Annotated in this window: 17 protein-coding genes; 10 read left to right on the top strand and 7 right to left on the bottom strand. The window is 65.3% G+C overall.

The window, feature by feature from the left end:
• Positions 1-272 precede the first annotated feature (272 nt).
• Entirely contained in the window at positions 273-1730 is a 1458-nt protein-coding gene (locus tag GE073_RS04235) for a SulP family inorganic anion transporter (protein ID WP_228551264.1), read from the bottom strand.
• Positions 1731-2054: 324 nt separating this feature from the next.
• Positions 2055-3401 (bottom strand): alpha-L-fucosidase, encoded by a 1347-nt coding sequence (locus tag GE073_RS04230; protein WP_153782834.1) that lies wholly within the window; start codon positions 3399-3401, stop codon positions 2055-2057.
• A 118-nt stretch (positions 3402-3519) separates the two neighbouring features.
• Here GE073_RS04230 and GE073_RS04225 point away from each other — a divergent pair, with 118 nt between their 5' ends.
• Entirely contained in the window at positions 3520-4389 is an 870-nt protein-coding gene (locus tag GE073_RS04225) for an AraC family transcriptional regulator (RefSeq protein ID WP_153782833.1), read from the top strand.
• A gap of 31 nt (positions 4390-4420) precedes the next feature.
• On the opposite strand, the gene GE073_RS04220 is transcribed toward GE073_RS04225, so the two are convergent.
• Positions 4421-5461: a Gfo/Idh/MocA family protein gene (locus tag GE073_RS04220; protein WP_153782832.1), complete on the bottom strand. Its 1041-nt coding sequence runs from the start codon at positions 5459-5461 to the stop codon at positions 4421-4423.
• A gap of 135 nt (positions 5462-5596) precedes the next feature.
• Between GE073_RS04220 and GE073_RS04215 the strand changes: the two genes are divergently transcribed.
• Positions 5597-6472: a helix-turn-helix transcriptional regulator gene (locus tag GE073_RS04215; protein WP_153782831.1), complete on the top strand. Its 876-nt coding sequence runs from the start codon at positions 5597-5599 to the stop codon at positions 6470-6472.
• A 37-nt stretch (positions 6473-6509) separates the two neighbouring features.
• Here GE073_RS04215 and GE073_RS04210 read toward each other — a convergent pair whose 3' ends face one another.
• The 4 genes from GE073_RS04210 to GE073_RS04195 form a co-directional block, all read right to left on the bottom strand.
• On the bottom strand, positions 6510-7289 hold the full coding sequence (locus GE073_RS04210; RefSeq protein WP_228551263.1) for an ATP-binding cassette domain-containing protein: 780 nt from the start codon (positions 7287-7289) through the stop codon (positions 6510-6512).
• A complete protein-coding gene (locus tag GE073_RS04205; protein ID WP_228551262.1) occupies positions 7213-8037 on the bottom strand; it encodes an ABC transporter permease subunit in 825 nt (274 codons plus the stop codon). Before GE073_RS04205 ends, GE073_RS04210 begins: the two co-directional genes overlap by 77 nt.
• Before the next feature lie 91 nt (positions 8038-8128).
• A complete protein-coding gene (ssuD, locus tag GE073_RS04200; RefSeq protein WP_153782828.1) occupies positions 8129-9274 on the bottom strand; it encodes an FMNH2-dependent alkanesulfonate monooxygenase in 1146 nt (381 codons plus the stop codon).
• A gap of 13 nt (positions 9275-9287) precedes the next feature.
• Positions 9288-10280, bottom strand: coding sequence for a sulfonate ABC transporter substrate-binding protein (locus tag GE073_RS04195; protein ID WP_153782827.1), 993 nt, complete (start codon positions 10278-10280; stop codon positions 9288-9290).
• Between the two features lie 278 nt (positions 10281-10558).
• Here GE073_RS04195 and GE073_RS04190 point away from each other — a divergent pair, with 278 nt between their 5' ends.
• The 8 genes from GE073_RS04190 (at position 10559) to GE073_RS04155 (ending at position 23316) form a co-directional block, all read left to right on the top strand.
• Complete coding sequence (locus GE073_RS04190) at positions 10559-11929, top strand: helix-turn-helix domain-containing protein (RefSeq protein ID WP_194843265.1); 1371 nt, start codon at positions 10559-10561, stop codon at positions 11927-11929.
• A 130-nt stretch (positions 11930-12059) separates the two neighbouring features.
• Complete coding sequence (locus GE073_RS04185) at positions 12060-12962, top strand: hypothetical protein (protein WP_153782825.1); 903 nt, start codon at positions 12060-12062, stop codon at positions 12960-12962.
• A 120-nt stretch (positions 12963-13082) separates the two neighbouring features.
• Complete coding sequence (locus GE073_RS04180; RefSeq protein WP_153782824.1) at positions 13083-14021, top strand: ArsR/SmtB family transcription factor; 939 nt, start codon at positions 13083-13085, stop codon at positions 14019-14021.
• A gap of 191 nt (positions 14022-14212) precedes the next feature.
• Positions 14213-15529, top strand: a complete 1317-nt coding sequence (locus tag GE073_RS04175; protein WP_153782823.1) for an ABC transporter substrate-binding protein — start codon at positions 14213-14215, stop codon at positions 15527-15529.
• 139 nt (positions 15530-15668) lie between these two features.
• Positions 15669-16601 (top strand): carbohydrate ABC transporter permease, encoded by a 933-nt coding sequence (locus GE073_RS04170; RefSeq protein ID WP_228551261.1) that lies wholly within the window; start codon positions 15669-15671, stop codon positions 16599-16601.
• Between the two features lie 4 nt (positions 16602-16605).
• Entirely contained in the window at positions 16606-17412 is an 807-nt protein-coding gene (locus GE073_RS04165) for a carbohydrate ABC transporter permease (RefSeq protein ID WP_028600251.1), read from the top strand.
• Positions 17409-18428 (top strand): acyltransferase family protein, encoded by a 1020-nt coding sequence (locus GE073_RS04160; RefSeq protein ID WP_153782822.1) that lies wholly within the window; start codon positions 17409-17411, stop codon positions 18426-18428. Before GE073_RS04165 ends, GE073_RS04160 begins: the two co-directional genes overlap by 4 nt.
• Positions 18429-18624: 196 nt before the next feature.
• Entirely contained in the window at positions 18625-23316 is a 4692-nt protein-coding gene (locus tag GE073_RS04155) for a DUF7507 domain-containing protein (protein WP_153782821.1), read from the top strand.
• The last annotated feature ends 209 nt before the right edge of the window (positions 23317-23525 follow it).

Below are 23525 nucleotides of genomic sequence, written 5' to 3'. Positions count from 1 at the left end.
GATGCCCGGCGGTCGGCTTGAGCTGCTTTCATGGAGTGGAACGCAGGCCGGATCCGTTTGGATGACTCTTTTTTGCTTTATTTTTTATTTTTTAAACCGGTTTCAACCTGGTTTTATGGGGGTAATTCATTGCTTTCTTCTTCAACATCCCCTGACTTGCCCATGTAAAATTACATAATATTACATTAATTTAAAAGGAGCGCATGCGAAAAAGGATGGGAGGAAGCGGCTGCTTCCTCCCATCCTTTGTTGGCTGCACGATGCGTCTTCCTCTACAGCGTGCCGTACGATTCCAAGCCCATCTTCTCGACGAGCCGGCCGCTCTCCTCGTTGAGCCCGACGACGTCGCAGCTTTTGCCGGCCTCCAGGTACTTGCCCCGGATGCGGGCGATCGCATTGACGCCGGAGTGATCCCACACATGGGCGTCCGAAAAGTCGATCGTCACGCGCTCGGGATCGCCGGCCGCGTCGAAGGCGTCGCCGAAATCGGTCGCCGTCGCGAAAAACAGCTGGCCGCTCACCGCATAGCGCAGGCTGCCGTCCGGCTGCGGCTGCGCCTTCACGGCGATGCGCGAGATGCGCCGGGCGAAGATGACCGCGCTCAGCAGCACGCCGACGATGACGCCGAGGCCGAGGTTATGCGTGTACAGGACGACGCCGACGGTCGCCAGCATGACGATCGAGTCGCCGATCGGGGCGCGCTTCAGCTCGCCGAGCGACTTCCAGTTGAACGAGCCGATCGCGACCATGAACATGACGCCGACGAGCGCCGCCATCGGGATCTGCTTGACGACCGGACTGAGGAACAGGATCAGCAGCAGCAGGACGACGCCCGCCGTCAGCGTCGACAGCCGCGTGCGTCCGCCGGAGCGCACGTTGATGACCGATTGGCCGATCATCGCGCAGCCCGCCATGCCGCCGAAGAAGCCGGTGGCGAAGTTGGCGATGCCCTGGCCTTTGACCTCGCGGTTCTTGTCGCTCGGCGTATCGGTGATCTCGTCGAGGATGTTGGACGTCAGCAGCGACTCCAGCAGCCCGACGAGCGCCATCGAGGCCGAGTAGGGCAGGATGATGAGCAGATTGTCCAGGTTCGGAACGAAGTCCGGCAGATGCAGCATCGGCAGCGTGCCGGAGAAGTCGGCGATGTCGCCGACGGTCAGCGCGTCGAGCTTGAAGATCATGGCGACGGCGGACACGACGATGATCGCGGCGAGCGCGGACGGGAACGCGCGGGTCAGCTTCGGCAGCCCGAACACGATAGCGAGCGCGAGGCCGACGAGCGCGTACATCGTCCAGCCCTGGCCCTGGAAGTGCACGAGCTGGGCCATGAAGATCATGATCGCCAGCGCGTTCACGAAGCCGTTCATGACCGAATGCGGCACGAAGCGGATCAGGCTGCCGAGCTTCAGCCAGCCGATGACGAGCTGGATGATGCCGGTCAGGATCGTCGCGGCGAACAGGTATTCCACGCCGTGGTCGCGGACGAGGCCGACCATGAGCAGCGCGAGCGCGCCGGTGGCGGCGGAGATCATCGCCGGACGGCCGCCGGCGAACGAGATGATGATGGCGATCATGCAGGACGTGATGAGCCCGACCATCGGGCTGACGCCCGCGATGATCGAAAAGGCCAGCGTCTCGGGAATGAGCGCCAAAGCGACAGTGATGCCGGACAGGATGTTCGTTCCCGGATTCGGGAGCCACTCCTGCTTCCAGCGGGATATGCGGTTCAAGACAAATGTACCCTCCTGATGAGCGGAATTTCCGATGCACCTCTTCTAACCGAGCATTATAAGGCTTTTAGGAAAAGCCGGCGACAAGCCCGGAAGTCAAAGAAAGCGCAATCATCGAAATGAATCGCGCCCATTCTCGCTGCTGCGGCTCTTTTCTATGGGGATCGATTCAAGTAAGGTCAAGATCGGGGCGGGAGACGGCCCCCTGCCCCGTGGGGATTCGCGCCATAAAAAGCGAACCGGCGAAGCAACGAGTGCTTCGCCGGTTGGCGGACGCTTGTTCAGGCGATGCGGCGCGGGAGAGGCCGCCGTGCCGGCAAGCCCTTACGGCCTCCCCTGGCTTCCCGATTTCCCATGCCGATCGTTCAGCGTGATCTCGACGACGGTATCCAGCTCATCCGGCAGCGGATAAGTGAAGTGCTCCGGCTGCGCGAAGTTGAAGAATTCATCGTTCGGATACAGCCGGGCATTCCACGGACGCGAGACGAACAGCTCCGAGCCGTCTTCCAGCAGCCTCGCTTTTTTCACCTGGCCGCCCAGACCGGACAGATTGACCGGACCGACGCTTTCTTCAAAGATATGCGCATACAGCTTGTCGCCCTTGCGCGTGTAGCGGCCCCACTCCGGCTTGTCGAGGTCCGCTTCCCCGCAGCCGTAGACGCTTTCCCCGTTCCGGCGCATCCAGGCGCCTACCTCCGCCAGGACGCTCAGCGATCGCCGCGGAATCTCTCCCTTCGCGTCCGGTCCGACATTGAGCAGCAGATTGCCGTTTTTGCTCACGCACTCGACCAGCTTGCGGATGACGGTTTTCGCCGACTTGTACGCATGGTCGTTCGCCGCATAGCCCCAGTTGTTGTTCAGCGTCATGCAGGCTTCCCAGGGGATCGGTCGGCCGTCCTCGTCCGTAATGCCCTGCGGAGGGATGATCTGCTCCGGCGAAGCGAAATCGCCCGAGAAGAAGCTCGGGGTCCGGGAACAGATCGAGCCCCCTTCTTCCCCGCTCGCCTCGAGCCGGTTGTCGACGATGATCTGCGGCTGGAGCTCGCGGATCATCGTCATCAGCTCGGTCGCCCGCCATTTTTCCCCTCTCATGTCGTCGTAAGAGAAGTCGAACCACATGATGTCCAGCTTGCCGTACCCGGTGAGCAGCTCGCGCACCTGCGCATGCATGTCGTCCAGGTAGGCGTCGAAGCGCTCCGGATCGCGCCGGAAGCTCTCGTCGTCGCGCATCGGATGGATGCGGTCGCCGTACGCCGGGAAATCCGGATGATGCCAGTCGATGAGCGAGAAGTAGAGGCCGACCTTCAGCCCTTCCTCGCGGAACGCATCGAGGAACTCGCGGACGAGGTCTCTTCCGCATGGCGTGTTCGTCGACTTGTACGTCGTATGCTTGCTGTCGAACAGGCAGAAGCCGTCATGATGCTTGGCCGTCAGCACCGCATAGGTCATGCCTGCATCCTTGGCCGCCTTCGCCCATGCTTTCGGATCGTACCGGTCCGGGTTGAACTCGTCCACATAAGTCTGATAGTCCTCGTCGCTCATCCTCTCGAAGCTGCGCACCCATTCGCCTCGTGCCGGAATCGCATAGATTCCCCAATGGATGAACATGCCGAAGCGGTCATGTCGGAACCACTCCGTCCGTTCGGTACGTTGCCTGATCAACTCATTCATGCCCTAGCGCCTCCCCATGTTCGGTATAGCCCAAGTCTAGCAATGAATTGTGATAAGCTATAGGCAGCAAGTTAGCTTCCTGCGGGGATGAAATTAACCAATTGAACGAGGGATACGGATGCACGACAATGACGCCATGCCGGGCGCGATGCTCCAGCATCTTCAAGTCAGCCTGGTCGAAGCCTACTACACGGAGTGCTCGCCCGAGTGGCGCGAGCTTGATTATGTGCCGTCTTACAATAAATTCTATCTGATCTGCGGCGGCGAGGGCTGGATCGACATCGACGGCCGCTCCTATGCTCCCGTCGCGGGCCAGCTCTGCCATATGCCGGCGCATGTCCGCCAGTCCTACTCCGCCATAAGCGACCGCCCCTACCGCAAGTATTGGTGCCATTTCACCGCAGCGCTGGGAGGGTTGGATCTGTTTCAATGGATCGACGTCCCGCCGCTGCTGAACGTTCCGCCGGACCGGCTGGATTCGCTGACCCGGCTGTTCCGCGAGCTTGCGGAGCTGCATGCCGACGGCGGCTGGCTGGCGCGGATCCGGGAGAAAGCAGTCCTGCTCGAAGTCATCGGCTTTTTCCTCGCCGAGTCGAACCCGCAGCTGCGGATCACCGCCGGCAAGCGAGACGAGATCGAACGCCTGCGGCAGATCGACTCCTTCATTGAAGAACGCTTGTCCGAGGCGCTTACGCTGGACGACCTGTCCCGGCATGTCCATCTGCATCCCAACTATCTCGTGCGCTACTTCAACAAGCATCTCGCCGTCTCTCCGCTCAAGTACCTGAACCGAAAGCGCATCCAACGCGCGCGCGCCCTGCTGGAGGCCGGCGGACTCAGCATCAAGGACATCGCCGCGCAGGTCGGCTTTCCGGACACCAACCATTTCTCCAAGGTGTTCCGCAAGGAGATGAGCTGCTCTCCGTCCGAGTACCGGGCCAGGCAAACCTCCGGAGCGAGGGCGGCGCATGGCGACGAGCCGGTCTGACGTCTCGTATCGCTGCCATGCTGATCTCCTCCTATTCGATCGCGATCCATCGCTGCTGCTCGAACGACTCCACGATGGCATCCACCGCCCGCTGGTTCGCCAGCCCGTCCTCGATCGTCGCGTCGAGGCCGTCTCCGCCGCCCTGCAGCAGCTGGACGAAGGACCGCATCTGATCGGCGTGGAACGCCTCCGGGATGTCGACCGCGCGGAACGCCTCGTCGCCGTCCAGCCGGATGCGGAGCGTATCGTCCTCCTCCAGCCGGTAGACGAGCGCGCCCTGGGTGCCGAAAATCTCGATCCGCTGGTAATTGCCGCGGCCGCTCGCGAAGCGGGAGATCGCCATCGTCGACGAGATGCCGCCCTCGAGGCGGGAGAGCACATGGCAAAAGTCGTCGACGTCGACCTCGCCCTGCCCGGAGCCGTCCAGCAGGTCGCGCTGCGGCACGATCGTGCCGGCATCGGCGACGACGCGCTCGGTGTCGCCGATCAGGAAGCGGGTCAGGTCCAGGATATGGCTGCCCAGATCGCCGATCGCGCCCGATCCCGTCTTCTCCTTGCGGAACCTCCAGACGAGCGGAATGCGCTCGTCCATCGCCCAGCCCTGCATGTACTGGCTGTGGACATGCAGGATCTTGCCCAGCCGCCCCTCCTTGATGAGCTGCCTCGCGTACCGGGCGGCTTTTTTGTAGCGATAGGAAAAGCAGATCAGATGCGGAATTGGAGACGCTTTCAACAGCTGCGCCAGCTCCGCCGCTTCCGCCGCGTCCATCGCCACCGGCTTCTCCAGCGCGAACGGCTTGCCGCTCGCAATCGCCAGCTTGGCCAGCCCGTAATGGCTCTCGTTCGGCGTGCCGATCATGACCGCGTCCAGCTCGGGATCGCGCAGCATCGCCTCCGGCTCCTCGTACACGCGCGCTGCCGGCAGCCCCCACTCGACCCTGCGCCGCTCGAGCGGCTCCGGGCTGCTGTCGCATATCGACCAGATTTCCGCATCGGGAATCTTCTTCAGTCCGTCCGCATAAAAGGAGGCTATTCCTCCGACTCCAATGAATCCGATTTTCAAGGCCGCCATTCCCGCTCACCTCTGTTGTCCGTTTGGATTGAACTCCACTCCCAGCATAGGATAGGATGGACGGGATGAACATGGCTGTTTCAGACCTCATTTGTCCAATCGCGACTTTTACGTGGAAAGGCGGCGCTCCCTCCCATGATCTCGATCAATCTGGACTTCGCTCCGCAGGTGGCGCTGGCCGGCTTCATTTCCTACGGCAGCCCCTGGATGCATTTCCGGCGCGTCTCCGACGAGCCCATCCTCTACCTCGTCAAAAGCGGCGAGCTGCATCTGCTCGAGGACGGGCAGCCGCATGTCCTGCGCAGCGGCGACGCCCTCCTGCTCGAGGCCGGACTGGAGCATGAAGGAACAGCCGCCCATGCGTGCGACTATTACTACATCCACTTCAGGCACCCGGAGCTGATCCGCCTGCCCTCAGGCGGGACGGAGCCGCTCGTCTCCTCCTTCTTCCGTGAAGAAGAGGAGGAGGCGGACAGCCGCTGCCGCTTCCCGAAGCAGTTCCACATCCCCGCCCTGTTCTCCCGCTCTCCGGCCGCCGGCGTCCTGAGCGAGCTCATCCAGCTGCAGCGGCGCAAGCAGTACAACCGCGTCTTGGCCTCGCTGAAGCTGGCGGAGCTGTTCGTCTGGCTGTCGCGCGAGCATATGCTGGCGCAGCTGCAGCGCAGCCGCAAGCGGACGTCCCGGCTCGACCTGGCCGCGCATGAGCTGCTCGACCGCATCCACCAGGACGATGCCGGCAAATGGACGGGCGAGCGGATCGAGCGCGAGCTCGGCTGCAGCTTCGACGCCCTGAACCGCTCGTTCCGCCAGCTCGCCGGCATGCCGATCGCGCAGTACGCCAACAAGGTGCGCATCGACCGCGCCTGCGAGCTGCTGCGGACGACGACGCTTCGCGTCGGCGAGATCGGCCGCCTCGTCGGCTTCGAGGACGTCTATTCCTTCAGCAAGGCGTTCAAGAAAAGCAAAGGCGTCCCTCCCAGCGCCTACGGCGCGGGAGGGACGGAAGTCTAGCGTGCATATATGCAGCCTCCAAAGGAAGCCGATGCCGTTAAATCGTATACACCTGCTCGCGCCGCCGCTCCGCCTCCGCATCCCGTTCGAGGATGCGGTCGAGGATCGTCCGCTCGTAATGCGCGAACGAGCTGTCATGCTCGCGCGGGCGGTCGAGCCGGATGTCGAGGTCGAGCCCGATGCGCCCCTCCTCGATCAGAATGACCCGGTCGGCCAGCGCCACCGCCTCGCTCACGTCATGCGTGACGAGCACGGCGGTGAAGCCCTGCTCGCGCCACAGCCGCTCGATCAGCTGCTGCATCTCGATGCGCGTCAGCGCGTCCAGCGCGCCGAGCGGCTCGTCGAGCAGCAGCAAGCCGGGCTGCCCGCCGAGCGCGCGGGCTAGCGCGACCCGCTGCCGCTGTCCGCCGGACAGCACGCCCGGCCACTCGTCCGCCCGGTCGCCGAGGCCGACCTGCTCCAGCGCGCGTTGCGCCTGGGCGCGGTCGGTCCCGCCGCTGGCGACGCGCACGTTGTCGAGGGCGCTTTTCCACGGCAGCAGCCGCGCGTCCTGGAACAGCATCCGCGTCCGGTCGCCGATGCCCGCTACCGGCTCGCCGTCGAGGCTGACGCTGCCCGAGCTCGGGGCGTCCAGCCCCGCGATCAGCCGCAGCAGCGTGCTCTTGCCGCAGCCGCTGCGTCCGACGATGGCGACGAACTGGCCCGCCGGCACGTCGAGCTCCACTTCATGCAGCACCTGCTTATCCCCGAACCGCTTTGCCGCCTGCCGGATCTGCAGCCTCGCTCCGGAGGCCGCCCGCCTCTGCTCTGCGCCCACGCCGCCCGCCTCCTTTCCTGTCGACCGCATAGTTGGGATTCCATTGCAGCAGCCGCTCCTCCAGCGCCTTGGCCGCGAGGTCGGACAGCTTGCCGAGCGCCGCATAAAGCAGAATCGCCAGCACGACGATGTCGAGCCGCATGAACTCGCGGGCGTTCATCGCCATGTAGCCGATGCCGCTGTTGGCGCTGATCGTCTCGGAGACGATCAGCGTCAGCCACATGAGGCCGAGCGCGTAGCGCACGCCGACGAGGATCGAGGCGAGCGCTCCCGGCAGGATGACATGCCGGTACAGCGCCGCGCCGCGGATCTTGTACACGCGCGCCATCTCCAGCAGGCCGGGATCGATCGAGCGGATGCCGTGCAGCGTGTTGAGGTAGATCGGGAAGAACACGCCCAGCACGACGAGAAACACCTTGGCCGTCTCGCCGATGCCGAACCAGAGGATGACGAGCGGGATCAGCGCCAGATGGGGCACGTTGCGCACCATCTGGATCGTGCTGTCGAGCAGCCGGTTGGCGCTGTGGGACAGGCCGTTCAGCAGTCCCAGCGCGAAGCCGATGCCGCCGCCGATGAGGAAGCCGAGCAGCGCCCGCTGGGTGCTGCTCCAGATGTAGCGCAGCAGCTCGCCGGTGCGGGCGAGCTGGATGCCCGCTTCCGCCACCTTGAGCGGCGTAGGAAGCGTGCGCGAGGACACGGCGCCGTAATGCCCGAGCAGCTGCCAGGCGACCAGGATGGCCGCCGGCACCAGGAACGGGGTCAGGCGGCTGTCCGTCCAGGAACGTTTGGATGCGGACCTTTCGATGGGTACCTCCTCCTTCTGCCCTCGAATGACGGGCCTAGCGTCCGCCGGAGGCGACCGCGTCCGGCAGCAGGTCGTTGGCGACGATCTCGCCCGATGCCCGCAGGCGCGTGCGGATCGGATCGGCCTGCGGCTTCAGGTCGAGCAGCGGGAACAGCAACTCGGCGGTGCGGTAGGCTTCCTCCAGATGCGGATAGCCGGACAGGATGAACGTGTCGATGCCGAGCGACTCGTATTCGCGGATGCGCTCGGCGACCGTCTGCGGATCGCCGACGAGCGCCGTGCCGGCTCCGCCGCGCACGAGGCCGACGCCGGCCCACAGGTTCGGCGAGATCTCCAGCTTAGAGCGGTCTCCGCCATGCAGCCGGGCCATCCGCTGCTGGCCGACCGAATCGTAGCGGGCGAACACCTTTTGCGCCTCGGCGATCGTGCGGTCGTCCACATGGCGGATGAGCTCGTCGGCCGCCTCCCACGCCTGCTCGTTCGTCTCGCGCACGATGACATGCAGCCGGATGCCGAAGCGCAGCTTGCGCCCGCGGGCGGCGGCCGCCTCGCGCGCCTGGTCGAGCTTGGCGGCGACGTCGGCCGGAGGCTCGCCCCAGGTCAGGTAGACGTCGGCATGGTCGGCGGCGACCTCCTGGCCCGCCGGCGACGAGCCGCCGAAGTAAAGCGGCGGATACGGCTGCTGCAGCGGCGGATAGAGCAGCTGCCCGCCGTCGCTTCGCAGATGCTTGCCTTGGAAATGCACCTTTTCGCCGGACAGGAACTGCCGATAGATGCTCAGAAACTCGTCCGTCAGCTCGTAGCGCTCGCCATGCGGCAGGAACAGGCCGTCTCCGGCCAGCTCCTCCGGATCGCCGCCCGTCACGATGTTCACGAGCAGCCGCCCGCCGGACAGCCGGTCGAACGTGGACGCCATGCGCGCCGCCGTCGCCGGCGCCATCATGCCGGGGCGGATCGCCACCAGATACTTGAGCCGCTGCGTCGCCGGGATGAGCGCCGAGGCGGCGACCCAGGCGTCCTCGCAGGAGCGGCCCGTCGGCAGCAGCACGCCGCCGTAGCCGAGCCGGTCGGCCGCCACGGCGATCTGCTTCATATAGTCGTAGTCGACGGCGCGGGCGCCGTCGCTCGTGCCGAGATAGCGGCCGTCTCCATGCAGCGGGATGAACCAGAACAATTCCATTGTTTTCTCCTCCTCAAGGCTTCTTCCAGGCGGCTTCCTTCACGTCGAGCTTATCGGGGATGAGCTTCAGCTCCAGGAACGCGTCGGCGATGCGCTGCTGCTCGGCAAGCGTCCCGTCGTCGATCTCCTCGATGCCGAAGGCGCGATGGCCCATCGCCTGCTCCAGGGACGGCACGTCGATGCCGAGCTCCGGCGACAGCAGCTCCGCCGCGCGCTTCGGATCCTCCTCCGCCCACACGTCGGCTTCCTTCAAGGCGTCCAGCACGACCTCCACCGCCTCGGCATGCTTATCCGCGAACGAGCGCGAGGCGAGCACGAACTCATAGTTCTTGACGAGGCCCTCCCCGTCGGCGAGCACCCTCGCCTTGGTCGCGAGCTGCGCCGCCGAGTAGAACGGCTCCCAGATGACCCAGGCGTCGACGCTGCCGCTCTCGAACGCGGCCCTCGCGTCTGCCGGCGGCAGGAACACCGTCTCGATGTCGCCGTACGGGACGCCGGCCTGCTCCAGCGCCTTCACGAGCAGGTAATGCACGTTCGAGCCTTTGTTGAGCGCGACCTTCTTGCCCTTCAGGTCGGCGACGGACTGGACCTCGGAGTTCTCCGGCACGAGGATCGCCTCCGCCTTGGGACTTGCCGGCGAGCGGGCCAGGTAGACGAGCGGCGTGCCGGCCGCCTGCGCGAATATCGGCGGCGCCTCGCCGGTGTGGCCGATATCCACGCTGCCGACGTTCATCGCCTCGAGCAGCTGCGGGCCGCCCGGGAACAGCGTCCATTCGGCCTTGTAGCCGATCTCCGCCAGCTTCTCGTCGAGCCCGCCCTTGCCCTTGAGCAGGTTGACGCTGCCGTACTTCTGGTAGCCGATATGGATGACGCCGCCTTTTGAGGCCGGGTCGGAGCTGCCACCGCTCGCCGGCTCATCGCCGGCGCTGCCGCATGCCGCGGCAGCCAGCAGAAGCGCCCCGCTCAGCAGCAGGCCGGCGGCTTGGCGCCATGATCGTTCTCTCATCTTCATCCACTCCATCCGATGTCAATTCCAACTAATCAACTTTGAATAATCGAAAATTATCACCGCCATAAGAAGATGTCAATAAAAGGAGGAAAAAGGAGGAGCTGCGAGGACGAATGAGGAGAAATGAGGAACATCGAGAATGCGGCGGCACGGCGGGGATTGATCTTTGCACCTCCGTCCGCTAAAGTGAATCTTATATAATTCCCACCTGTTAACTTGGATAAATGGATCGCTCGACCATCTGCCGATGTGCTGCCCAAGGAGGAGACCTGCCCATGCAAGCGTTCAATCTGATTCCGCTTCAGGAAGCGATGCAGCTGCTCGGCGTCAGCCGGGCTACGATCGACCGCTGGCGCAAGGAGCGGCAGCTGCCTGTCGTCAAGCTCGGCAAGGAGGTGTGGGTCGACCGCTCGCAGCTGGAGCAGTGGGTGCGCGCGCGCGGCGGGCTCGCCGGGACGGACGCCGGCCGTTTTGCCGGGGCGGAGCCGCCGCCGGACGCCGGCCGGTTTGCCGGGGCAGTACCGTCGCCGGCCGCCGACGGGGCCTCAAGTCCGCTCCGAGCGGAGCTGCCCCCGGCAGCCGGCGCTTTTCCCAGCTTTGCCGGGTTCGCGGCTGCCGCGCGGACAGAGCGCTTCATCACGGTCGGCTATCAGAGCGGCGCCGCCCTGCTCTGGAGCGCGCTCGTCGTCAAGCGCCTCGGCTGGTTCGAGGAGGAGCTGGCTCTGCTCGAGCCGCATGCGCGGTGGCGCGTCTCCTGGCGGCATGCCGACAGCGGCATGGAGCTGGTGGAGGAGCTGATCGCCGGACGCGTGCAGATCGCCTCGGTCGGCGACTACCCGATCGCCGCGAGCCGCGAGCTCGGGCGGCTGCTGCCGCGCTTCCGGCCGCAGATGCTCGCCTTCGACGGCAAGAGCGAGGGCGGCTCCGGCATCTCGCTCGTCGTCCGCGCCGGCAGCGGCATGCGCCGGGAGGAGCAGCTCGGCTCCTCGCTCATCTCGACGGTCGGGCGCTCCAGCGCCTCTCGCCGGCTGCAGGAAGTGCTGCGGCGCGGCCGCCTCGACGGCACGCCGGTGCTGCATCACGGACGGATGGCCGATTGCCTCGGCGGACTGCTGGACGGACGGACCGAGGCGGCGATGCTTTGGGAGCCGTATCTGACGTGGGTGCGGAGGATCGGAGCGGGCGTCGCCTTGGAGGGAGAGAGCGGCGGCGGCGACTACCTGACCGGCATCATGGCGGACGCCGGCTGGGCCGAGGCCCAGCAGTCCGCTGCGGTCGCCTATCTCAAGGCGCATCTGCGGGCCCATGCGCTCATGCGCCGCGATCCCGGAGCCGCCGCCGTGCTGATCGGGGAGGAAAGCGGCTTTCCGCTCGAGGTCGTCGCCTCCGTCCTCGGCTCCATCCGCTGGGATGCCAGCGTGTCGAGCCGCGACCTCGCGACGCTCGACCGGCTCGAGCCGGCGGCCCGCGCGGCCGGCGCAGACACGCCGGACCGCGGCGAGGCGCTGCGCAGAGCCATGCAGGAGGCGGCGTCTCCGCCGGCGTTCCGGCCGTCCTATCTGCAGGAGGCGGTGCGGGCGCTCCGCCTGCCGAGCCTGCCGGACATCCCTCTTCCGCAGGAGTGGGCGGAGGACGGCATTTATTGAGGGCGACGGCGGGCGATCAACCAAAAACAAATGACCGCAAGGAGGAACCAGGCCGATGAAAGCAAAGGCTCGCCGGATAAGCTCAAAACTCCGGTCCGCAAACGTTGTCCTCCATGACGGAGCAGGCAACATGCTGTCTCGAGGCGGAGCAGGCTCGCCTCCAAGCGCCGAGCCAGCTGCGGGCCGCCTGGAAGAAGCCGAGCTTTATCGGCCTCTTACGATCAACTTCGGCTCGCTCGCGCTGCCTCCGACGCTGCGCCTGCTGCAGCGGTGGAACGAATCGCTCGGCGACTCCGAGACCTTTTATGGCCTATTCGGATTTTACTTGCAGACCGGCGGCTTCAGATATGCGAATACGCCGTGCGATGCGGTCGTATTCGGCTCGACGGGCATGGACGGCATTCACTTCGCGCTGCTGACGGACTTCGGCCGCTCGGCCGATCTGGAGCAAGCGCCGGTCATCTGCGTGTCGCCCATGGAATTCGACGATCCGAGCACCGTCATCGCGCGCAATCTAAGAGAGTTCCTCTCCTACGGGGAGCAGGATTGGGCGCTGTTCTACAACGTTTTTGCCGATGAGCGGCAATGGAGAAGCTTCCAGGAGAAGTCCGCCCGAGAGCAGGCCGAATCGCAATGGCGAAGGAGCGACGAGGAGGAAAGCCGGCTCGGCGCGCTCCGCAAGCAATTCCTGGCTGAGGCCGGCCTCAGCGCGATGGCTGACGGCTGGACGAACCTGCAGGCCGTCCGTCTGGAGCGGGCGGAGCGGCGCTCCATCCCGACCGCCGACAGCCTGGGCGTCATCGAGCCTGCCGAGCCGGGCTGGAACGGGACGCTCCCTCCGCTCGGCCGCGACACATCCCCGGATGAAAGCGAGCTGGAGCCGTGGCTGCGCCAAGCGCCGCGTCATGCCAGGCTGGCGGCGATCCGCCTGCTCCAGCATCACGGACTTTCCCCCGCCCTCGCGGCGCTGCTCGCCGACGAGCTGCAGGCGCTAGGTCTCGGCGAGGACGCGCTTCGACTGCTGTTCGAGTGATTTCATGCCCTTCGAGCTTTTATTCCAAGAATCTTGATTTGATTCACGCCGGAATAGTAAAATGAATGGGCTTGGAAGAATCATCCCGAATGAAGACGGAAGCGGAGGAGCCGAGCCCCTATGCTGGACATCACCATCAATGAGCCCGATCGGCTGGTGCAGATCGCGCATGCGTTGTCGACCCGGGCCAGGGTCGACATCCTCCGGCTGCTGAACGCGAAGAGCCTGAACGTCATCGAGATCGCGGAAGCGCTGCAGCTGCCGGTATCGACCGTGGCCAACCACGTGAAGCTGCTGGAAGCCGCCAAGCTCATCCACACCGAGCTGCTGCCGGCGACGCGAGGCGCGATGAAGGTATGCAGCCGCAGCTACGACGACATCCTCATCACGCTCAATACATCGGTCCACTGGTCCAAGGACGACGTGTCCGTCTACGAGGTCGAGCTGCCGATCGGCCAGTACAGCAACTGCGAGGTGCATCCGACCTGCGGCCAGGCCAGCGCCGAGGGCATGCTCATCCGCGAGGACGAGCCGGCCAGCTTTTATCACCCGAACCATGTCGGCGCGCAGCTCATCTGGTTCCGCAAAGGCTACCTGGACTACCTGCTGCCGCTCGAGCTGCCGAAAAACGCCCGCCCCGAGGCGATCGAGTTCTCCATGGAGCTGTGCTCGGAGGCGCCCAACTTCGACAACGACTGGCCCTCGGACATCACGCTCTGGATCAACGACGTCGAGATCGGCACGTGGACGAGTCCCGGAGATTTCGGCGACCGGCGCGGCAAGCTGAACCCCGACTGGTGGATCGACTGGGCGACGCAGTACGGCCTGCTCAAAACTTGGCGCGTCGACAAGGAACGGACGACGATCGACATGGACAAGGTGTCCGACGTCTCGCTCGCCGATCTGGCGCTGGAGGGCCGCCACCATCTGAAGCTGCGGATCGGCATCAAGTCCGACGCGCTGCACAAGGGCGGCATCAACCTGTTCGGGCGTCAATTCGGCGACTATCCGCAGGATATCGTCATGAAAGTGCATTACGTTCTTGCCGATCCAGAATAAAGAGCTCTTTGCTACAGGATATCCGTAGCAAAAAGCTCTTTCTTTTTATTTATTTTCATTTTCCCGTTTGAAAGCGTTGACAACTTCGCCAAACGGTCTTATATTCGGCTTAAAGGTACACGTTTCGTGTAATAAAACATAATTGTTGTCCTTGTGCCTTTGAGGAAGAACGATGAAAAGGGAGGCTCGACATGAACTCAAGACGTAGATGGGCGATCGCTCTGCTGCTCTCGCTCGCGCTGGCGGCGAGCGCCTGCAGCGGAGGCAATGAAGGCGGCCAAGGAACCGGCGACGACGGGGGCGGCAGCGGCGACGGAAAAGGCGGCAAGGTGACGCTGTCGTCGTGGACGCTGTTCAGCGGCGGCGACGGCGACAACATGCAGGCGATGATCGACGCGTTCAACAGCGAGCATCCCGACATCAAGGTCGAGAACACGGTGCTCGAGTGGGGCGAGTATTACACGAAGCTGATTACGGCGGTTGGCAACGGCAACGGTCCCGACATCGGCATCTCCCACACGTCCCGGCTGCCCGATCTGATCAACCAGGGCGTCGTGTCCAGCATGGACGACGCGGCCGAGGCGGCCGGCATCGACTGGTCGACGTTCAACCCGAACATCCTCGGCGCGACGGTCGTGGACGGCAAGCATTATGCCGTGCCGATCGACACGCATCCGTTCGTCATGTACTACAACAAAAAGCTGCTGAAGGAGGCCGGGCTGCTCGGCGAGGACGGCAAGCCGGTGTTCGACAATACGGCCGACGGCTTCGTGCAGCTGCTGACGGCGCTGAAGGAGAAGCTGCCGAAAAACGCCATGCCGCTCGCGCTGCCGAGCGCCAACGACGACGTGTTCCGCCTCTGGTGGGCGCTGTACCATCAGCTCGGCGGCAACGACGTCATCAGCGACGACCTGAAGTCGGCCGCGCTGGACAGCGGCAAGGCGGTCCAGGCGATGCAGTACGTGCAGGACCTGTTCCACAAGCACAAGGTCATCCGCCTGAACGACCCGGACTTCGTGAAGAGCTTCCAGAGCGGCACGGCGGCGATCATCATGACGGGCGTCTGGACGACCGGCGTCTGGGAATCGACCAAGGGCCTGGAATTCGGTGCGATGCCGATTCCGAAAATCTTCGACAAGGAAGCGACTTGGGGCGACTCCCACACCGTCATCCTCCCGGTCACGAAAAAGGAGGATCCCGAGAAGCGCAAGGCGGCCGCGATCTTCGCCGACTACCTGGCGCAAAAAGGCGCCCTGTGGGCGAAGGCGGGCCATATCCCGGCGAAGCCGGCCATCTTTGACAGCGCGGAGTTCAAGGCGCTGCCGTACCGGAGCGACTACGTCTCCGTGGCGAGCACCGTCGCCTTCAACAAGCCGTCGGAGAAAAACTGGCAGATCCGCGACCTGGCGATGTTCAAGTTCCTGAACGAGGTATGGGCGAACAAGATGAGCCCCGACGACGCGGCCGTGAAGATCCAGGCCGAAATCGACAAGGTGCTGAAGCAATAGCCGCCTGCCGGCGGGCGATCCGGTCCGTCCGGGCTCAGCCGGCAAGCGAAGCTGCGTTTCAAGGCCGCATCCGGCGGGCGAGTCCAGGCATTCGGCCGGCTCGCCCGCCGGATGCGCGCACACAAGGAGGGGATGAAGAGTGGCAATCGGTCCAGGGGCGAAGGCGGAGCTGGCGCCTGCCGGCGCCAAGCGCAAAAGACGCTGGGCGGGCGCGCAGGCGTTCGTGTTCCTCGCGCCCTTTTTCGCCGTTTATGTGCTGTTCACGATATGGCCGATGCTCAAGGGCGTGCAGATCAGCTTTTTCAAATGGACGCTGATCCGCAAGATGGAATATGTAGGCCTCGGCAACTTCAGCAAGCTGATGCAGGATGCGGAGTTCTGGGCGTCGGTCTGGCATTCGACGATCTTCGTGCTGCTCACGACGCCGCTCATGCTGGCGCTGTCGCTCGGGCTCGCGCTGATCGCAAACCGCCATTCGCGGCTGCGCAAGCTGTACCGCATTTCCTTTTTCATGCCGAGCGTCATGTCGGTGGCCGTCGCCTCCTTCCTCGGCCTGTTCATCTTCCAGCCCTATACGGGCCTGCTGAACTCGCTCCTGCATCTGGTCCGGCTGCTGCCGGCCGAGCAGGAGATCTTCTGGCTGTCGGAGGTGTCGCTGTCGTGGATCGCGATCACGGCGCTGACGCTCTGGTGGACGGTTGGCTTCAACTTCGTGCTGTACCTCTCGGCGCTGCAGGAGATGCCGGAGGAGCTGTACGAGGCGGCGCGGCTCGACGGCGCGACGAACGGCCAGATCTTCCGCCGCATCACGCTGCCGCTGCTCGCCCCGATCACCCGCATGATCATGATGCTGCAGATCATCGCCTCGTTCAAGGTGTTCCTGCAGATCTACATCATGACGGGCGGCGGCCCGCTCGACAAGACGAGGCCGGTCATCCAGTACATCTGGCAGACCGGATTCCGCCAGAACGACCTCGGCTACGCTTCGGCGATGTCGTACGTGCTGTTCTTCATCCTGCTCGCGCTGTCGGCGCTGCAATACGGCTTCAATCGACGGAAGGAGGCGGACTAGCCGCATGAAATGGATCTACCGCATCGTGTCACTGCTGGTCGCGGCCGTGTTCCTGCTGCCGATCCTCTGGATGCTGACCGTCTCGGTCAAGGAGGAGGGCATGCCGATCGTCACCGTGCTGGACTGGGTGAAGCCCCCCTACTCGCTCGCCGTCTACGGCGAGGTGCTGCAGGCGACGAAGCTGCCGCTGTGGGTATGGAACAGCTTCTTCATCGCCGTCTGCGTCACCGCGCTGACGATCGTGATCGCGGCGATGGCCGGCTTCGCGCTGTCCAAGATCAAGTTCCGGATGAAGGCGGCCGTCTTTTTCGCCGTGCTGGCCGGCCTGCTCATTCCCGGCGAGGCGATCCTCATCCCGCTCTACCAGGTGGCCAAGGACATGGGCCTGCTGAACACCTACCTCGGACTCATCCTGCCTTCGCTGGCCTCGCCGATCGCCATCATCGTGCTCAAGAGCTTCTTCGACGGCGTCCCGAACGACCTGCTCGAAAGCGTGCAGATCGACGGCGGCGGCAACTGGCGGATCTTCTTCAGCATCATGCTGCCGCTCACCCGGCCGGCCGTCGCCTCGATGGCGATCCTGACGTTCATCGGCTCGTGGAACAACTTCCTCTGGCCGTTCATGTCCGTCACCGACGACAATCTGTTCACGCTGCCGATGGGCATCCCGACGCTGATGAGCCAGTACACGGTCGACTACGTCAAGCCGATGGTCATCAATACAATCTCCTCGCTGCCGATCTTCCTGCTGTTCCTCGTCTTCGAGAAGCAGATCATCAAAGGGGTCAGCCTGTCGGGCATCAAAGGATGAGCGCCTCCCTGCAGCCGCCCCGCGAGCGGGCGATCGACCGGTTCAAGGGCCTCCTCGTCATCGGCATGGTCTATGGCCATGTCCTGCAGTTCTTCAGCGATCCGGCGATCTTTCCCGCGGCCGGCCGGATCATCGACGCCGTCAACCTGATCACGTTCTCCGGCTTCGTCTTCAGCTTCGGCTACGTGTCGCGGCTGGCCTATTACGCCAAGCCGCTGCGGCGAGCCGCTCCGCGGATGCTGCTGGCCGCGCTCAAGACGCTGCTCGCCTTCTACATCTCCGGGCTGGCGTTCCGCCTATTCATCGACCGGCGGCCGCCGGATTGGGAGACGCTGAAGCCGATCCTGCTGCTGCAGGACATGCCGGGCTGGTCGGAGTTCCTGCTGTCGTTCACCTACTTGACGCTGGCCGGCCTGATCCTGTTCGTCCCTCTGCAAAGGCTGGCGGAAAAGCCGCGGCTCGCCTTCCCGGCCGCCGCCCTGCTGCTGCTGACGACGTTCCTGCCGTACGAGGCGGTGACGTGGCCGCCGCTCGGACCGCTCCTCGGCACGCGGCAGTTCGCCTCGTTCCCGGTGCTGCAGTATTTCCCGTACTACTTGCTCGGCATGCTGTTCGCCCGCTGGCGCATCGGCTGGCATCCCGGCGTGCTGGCGGGCTCGCTCGCGGCCTCCGGCCTGTTCGTCTGGCTCGTCCTCGATGCAGGCGGACTGCCCGAGCGGTTCCCGCCGTCCATCGGGTGGATCGCCGGGCCGGCGCTGGCGCTGTACGGCTATTATCTGCTCTCCCGGCTGATGGAGCGCTGTCCGCGCCCGTTCGCGCCGCTCGAAGCGCTGGGCCGGAACGTGCTCTGGTGCTTGCTGTTCAGCAACCTGCTCGTCTTCTCGCTCAAAAGCATCCAGGCCGACGATCTTCCCCGCTCGCCCGCGGAAGCGCTGCGGCTGGCGCTGATCGTGCTGGCCGTCGTCGGCTTCAGCATCGGACTGATCGTCAAAGCCCCGCGCCGAAGCGGACGATGACGGACAGAGGGCGCGGGACGCCGGCCGCGCGCTGCGGCGGACGGCCAAGGGCGCGGCTGACCCTCGGACGGCGGAGCCGTCGCTCGGCTGAGCCGTCGTCCGGCGTCCCGCAAGAGAGTTCCCGCATACGGACATTCCTTCCCGTCATAGGGTAAGCCTAGCGCGCCTATGGCGAAGAAGGAGGCCTGTCCATCGCATGAGCGTTTATGTCGCCAACAGCGGCTCCAACACCGTGTCGGTCATCGACCAGACGACGAACAGCGTCGTCGCGACGATTCCCGGCTTTTTCACCCCCCAGCAGCTGGACGCCACCCCCGACGGAACCCGCGTCTATGTCGCCAACCTGGCGAACGGGACGGTATCCGTCATCGACACCGCCGCCAACGCCATCGTCGGCACGATCGCGGTCGGAGGCGGGCCGAACGGCATCGTCGTCGATCGGACCGGCACGCGGGGCTATGTGACCAACTCGACCGACGGCACCGTCTCGGTGCTGGACCTGACGTCCGACACGGTGATCGCGACCGTTCGCGTCGGCATCAATCCGGTCGGCGTCGACGTCACGCCGAACAATCAGTTCGTCTACGTCGCCAACCAGATCTCGAACACCGTGTCCGTCTTCCGCACGTCGGACTACGCGATCGTCGCCACGATCCCGGTGGACGCGACGCCGATCGGCGTGCGCGTCGCTCCGGGCGGCGCCTACGTCTATGTGACGACCCGGGCGCTCGGCGTCGTCGACATCATCTCCGTGACGAGCAATACGGTCGTCGGCACGCTGCCGACGGGCATCGCGCCGATCGGCGTGGCGACAGACGGCGTCCAGGTGTTCGTGGCGAACGAGGTGTCCGGCTCGGTCTCGGTCATCAATCCGATTTCCAACCAGCTCGTCTCGACGATCGCGACGAACGCCTTTCCGCAGTACATCGCCATCGACGCCAGCACCCGCTACCTGTATGTGAGCACGCGCACGAACGTCGTCTCGGTCATCGACCGCCAGTCGAACCGGATCGTCGCGTCCGTGCCGGTCGGCGACCAGTCCATCGGCATTGTCGTCGTGCCGAAGTTCAATCGCAATCCCGCGATCCGGGCGGAAAAAACGGTCAACGGCCTCGAATCGGTGACGGCGATGCCGGGAGATACAGTGTTCTTCCAGCTGCGCGTCACGAATATCGGCAACACGCTGCTCAGCCAGATCCAGGTGCTGGACGCGCTCGATCCGCCGGGAGCGGCGCTGCTGAACGAGACGATCGAGAGCCTCGCGCCCGGCGCCTCCATCACCCGCGAGCTGAGCTATGTCATCCCGTCGCCGCCCCCGGCGTCCATCCTGGAAAATCGGCTGACGGCATCGGCGCCGCTGTCGGGCGTCTCGGCCGAAGCCGCCGCCTCCATCCTCGTCGAGACGCAGCAGCCCGGCTTGTCCGTCGTCAAGGCCGGCGACCGGACGGAAGCGGCTCCCGGCGACACCGTCATCTATACGGTCACCGTGACCAATACCGGCACGACGGACCTGACGGACATCCTCATCGCCGATCCGCTGGTCGGCTTCGACCAGACGATCAGCCTGCTTCCCGCCGGCGAGAGCTTGCAGCTGCAGTACGGCTTCGTCGTGCCGGCAGGGACGGAGGCCGGTCTCGAGCTAGTCAACACGGCGACGGCATCGGCATCGGACGGCACGAGCGCCGAGGACAGCTTCTCCGTCGTCGTCGCCGCCGTCCCTTCGCTCGCATTCACCAAGGAAGCCGATCCCGCCACCGCCGTCGCGGGAGAGAGCATCCACTACACGTTCCGCGTCGTCAACACCGGCAACGTGCCGCTGACGGGACTCGTCATCTCCGACCCCGGCATCGGCGTCTCCTTCACGATCGACAGCCTCCAGGTCGGGGCCGCCGCCGTGCGGGAAGCCGACTTCGTCCTGCCCGAGGGGACGCGGCCCGGCCTGTTCGTCAACACGGCGACGGCGACGAGCCGGGAAGGCGTGCAGGCGAGCGCCTCCGACTCGGTCGAGATCGCGCCTACCGCCCGCATCATCCTCAACAAGTCGGCCTCTCCGACGCAGGCGGCGCCGGGAGAGACGGTCGTCTACACGATTACGGTCATCAACGCCGGAACCGCCGTGCTGACGAACGTACGGGTCCGGGATCCTTTCCTCGGCCTCGATCAGGTCGTCGACAGCCTCGTGCCGGGAGCGCGCGTCTCGTTCACGGAGACGTATACGGTTCCGGAGGGCGCGCTCGCCGGCACCGTCATCACCAATACCGCCTCCGTCGTCACCGACCAGACGCCGCTCATCGAGCAAGGCGCCACCGTGACCGTGACGGAGGTGCCCGACATCCTTCTCGTCAAGACCGTCTCGCCGGAAAGCGCGCGGCCGGGAGAGACGGTCGCCTACACGCTCGTCGTCACGAATACGGGCAACACCGTCCTGACGTCAGCGCTGGTGGAGGATCCGCAGGCGCGGCTGACGCAGAACCTGCCCGATCTGGATCCGGGCGAGAGCCAGACGGGAACGGTGCTCTACGTCGTCCCCGAGGACGCGCCGGAGACGGTCGTCAACGTCGCGATCGCCGAGGGAAAAAGCTCCACGGCGACCGTCAGCGACGAGGACGAGGCCGACCTGTTCGTCATCCGCGAGGCGATCGCGCTGAGCAAGATCGCCGATCGCGCCGAGGCCAGGCCGGGCGACCGGATCAACTATACGCTCGCGGTGGAGAATACCGGCAATGCCGCGCTGAGCAATCTCGTGCTGACCGACGAGGAGCTCGGCTTCACCGTCGACATCCTCGAGCTGGAGATCGGACAGACGCTGCTGTTCACGCTCTCCTACATCGCGCCCTACGAGCCGGGCGGCACGGTCGTCGCCAATACGTCCGTCGTCTCCAACGCGTTCGTCTCGGCCGAAGCCTCCGCCGCCGTCGTCATCGCCGCAGTGCCGGGGCTGGCGCTGCGCAAGACGGCGTCCGAAACGGCCGTCGCTCCAGGCGACGTCGTCACCTATACGATCGTCGCGACCAACACCGGCAACGTGCCGCTGCCGGACGTAGCGGTCTCCGATCCGCTGCTCGGCATCGCCACACCTCCGGCTCCGCTCGCGATCGGCGAGAGCCTGACGCTGACCGGCACCTATACGATCCCGCCCGGCACTCCGGGAGGCACGATCGTCGGGAACACGTCGACGGCGACGTCCTCCCTGACGCCTCCGGCGCAGAGCGGCGCCTCGGTCATCGTTACGCCCGCGCCGGTGCTGAACATCGCCAAGACGGCCGACCGGGCGATCGCGGCGCCCGGCGAGACGATCGCCTATACGATCGTCGTCTCCAATCCGACGACGGGGACCGTTGCCGGCGCGACCGTCGCCGACGACCTGCTCGGCTTCTCCGAGACGATCGCGAGCCTGCCCCCCGGCGGCCAGGCGACGTTCCAGGCCGTCTACGTCGTGCCGGCAGACGCGCCGGCCGGGTCGGTCATCAGCAACGTCTCCACCGTCTCCGTGCCGGGGGCGCTGACCTTCAGCGCCGAGGCGAGCGTGACGGTCGCGGCGGCGCCGGCCATCTCGGTCGTCAAGACGCCGAGCGTCGAGAGCGCCCCGGCCGGCAGCCTGGTGACCTACGAGGTGACGCTGGTCAACACGGGCAATACGACGCTGACGAATCTCGTGCTGACCGACTCGGTGTTGTCGGCGACGGTCGTCATCCAGTATTTGCTGCCGGGCGAGTCCCAGAGCCAGCTGTTCGCGCTGAAGCTGCCGCTCGGCGTCGAGCCGGGAACGACGCTGACCAACACCGTCACCGTGCAGACGGACCAGCTGCCGCCCGCGCAGGACAGCGCCGGCGTGGTCGTCCTCCCGCCTCCGGACGTAGAGATCGTCGCTTCTCCGCTGCCCGCCTACGCGCGTCCCGGCCAGAGCGTGCCCGTGACGATCGTCGTCACGAACCGCTCGGAGACGACGCTGACGAATCTCGTCGTCATCAACGAGCTCACCGGCACGAACAGCGTCTTCCCGAGGCTCCTGCCCGGAGGCGTCATCACGCTGGAGCGCCTCGTCGCGATTCCGCCCGGAACGCGGGCCGGGACGGAGTTCCCGAGCGTCGCCACCCTTGAGACGGATCAGACGCCGATCCAAACCGCGCCGATCCTCATCATCGTCCTGGCCGTCCCGGCGCTCCGGCTGGAAAAGAGCGTCAGCACGCCGCAGGCGATCGCCGGAGAGACGATCCGGTTCCGCATCCTCGGCGAGAACGTCGGCAATACGACTTTGAACGGCATCCTGACGGATCCTCTGCTCGGCATCACCGTCGGTCCCGGCACGATGCTGTACCGAGGACGGGTGCTGATCTCGCAGCCGTATGCGATTCCGGTCGAGACGGCGAACGGCACGATCATCACGAACACCGTGCGGGCCGATAGCGTGCCGCCCGGCATCGGGACCTCCGCCTCAGCGTCGGTGCAGGTGCTGCGCGTGCTCGACGTGACCAAAAAGGCGGACGCTCGCGACAGCTACATCGGCGCCGTCCTCCGCTTCTCCGTCCATGTCGCGAACGACAGCGCCTTTACGGCAACGAACGCCGTGCTGACGGACGCGCTGCCGCCGTCGCTGGCCTTCGTGCCCGGCAGCCTCGTCGTCGGCGGCGTCCCGCAGCCGGGACGGGCGCTGTCCGGCGGCGTGCCGCTCGGCACGATCGCGCCGGGACATCGGGTCGTCGTCGAATTCGCGACGCGCGTGCTCTCGATTCCGCGGAGCGACGCCGCCGCCGGAGACGCGGCGAGCGGCACCCTCTTCAACCAGGCCGTCGTCACGTTCGGCGTGCGCTCGCCGTCGGGCCGCGCGATTACGACGCGCGCCGTGTCCAACCGGGCGCAGGTGACGATTACGGAAGAGGAGGAATAGGCGGGCAACAAGAAAAACCAGGAAGAAGCGGAGCCGCGCTCCGCTTCTTCCTGGTTTTTGGCGTTCATGCGGCCTAGCCGCATGCAAGGCAAAGCGCCTGCGAGCAAAGCGGACAAGGGAACTTGTTCCCTTTATGCGCGCCGATCTCTTGCCTCGCCTGCGAACAAGGGCATTTGTTCCCTTGCTGCGCGCGCCGAGCCGGCCCGACG

Origin of the sequence: Paenibacillus sp. B01 (genome assembly GCF_009649995.1) — a bacterium.
GTDB lineage: Bacteria > Bacillota > Bacilli > Paenibacillales > Paenibacillaceae > Paenibacillus_O > Paenibacillus_O pasadenensis.
Note: the sequence above shows the minus strand (reverse complement) of the source record. Positions and strands in the feature narration are given on the sequence as shown.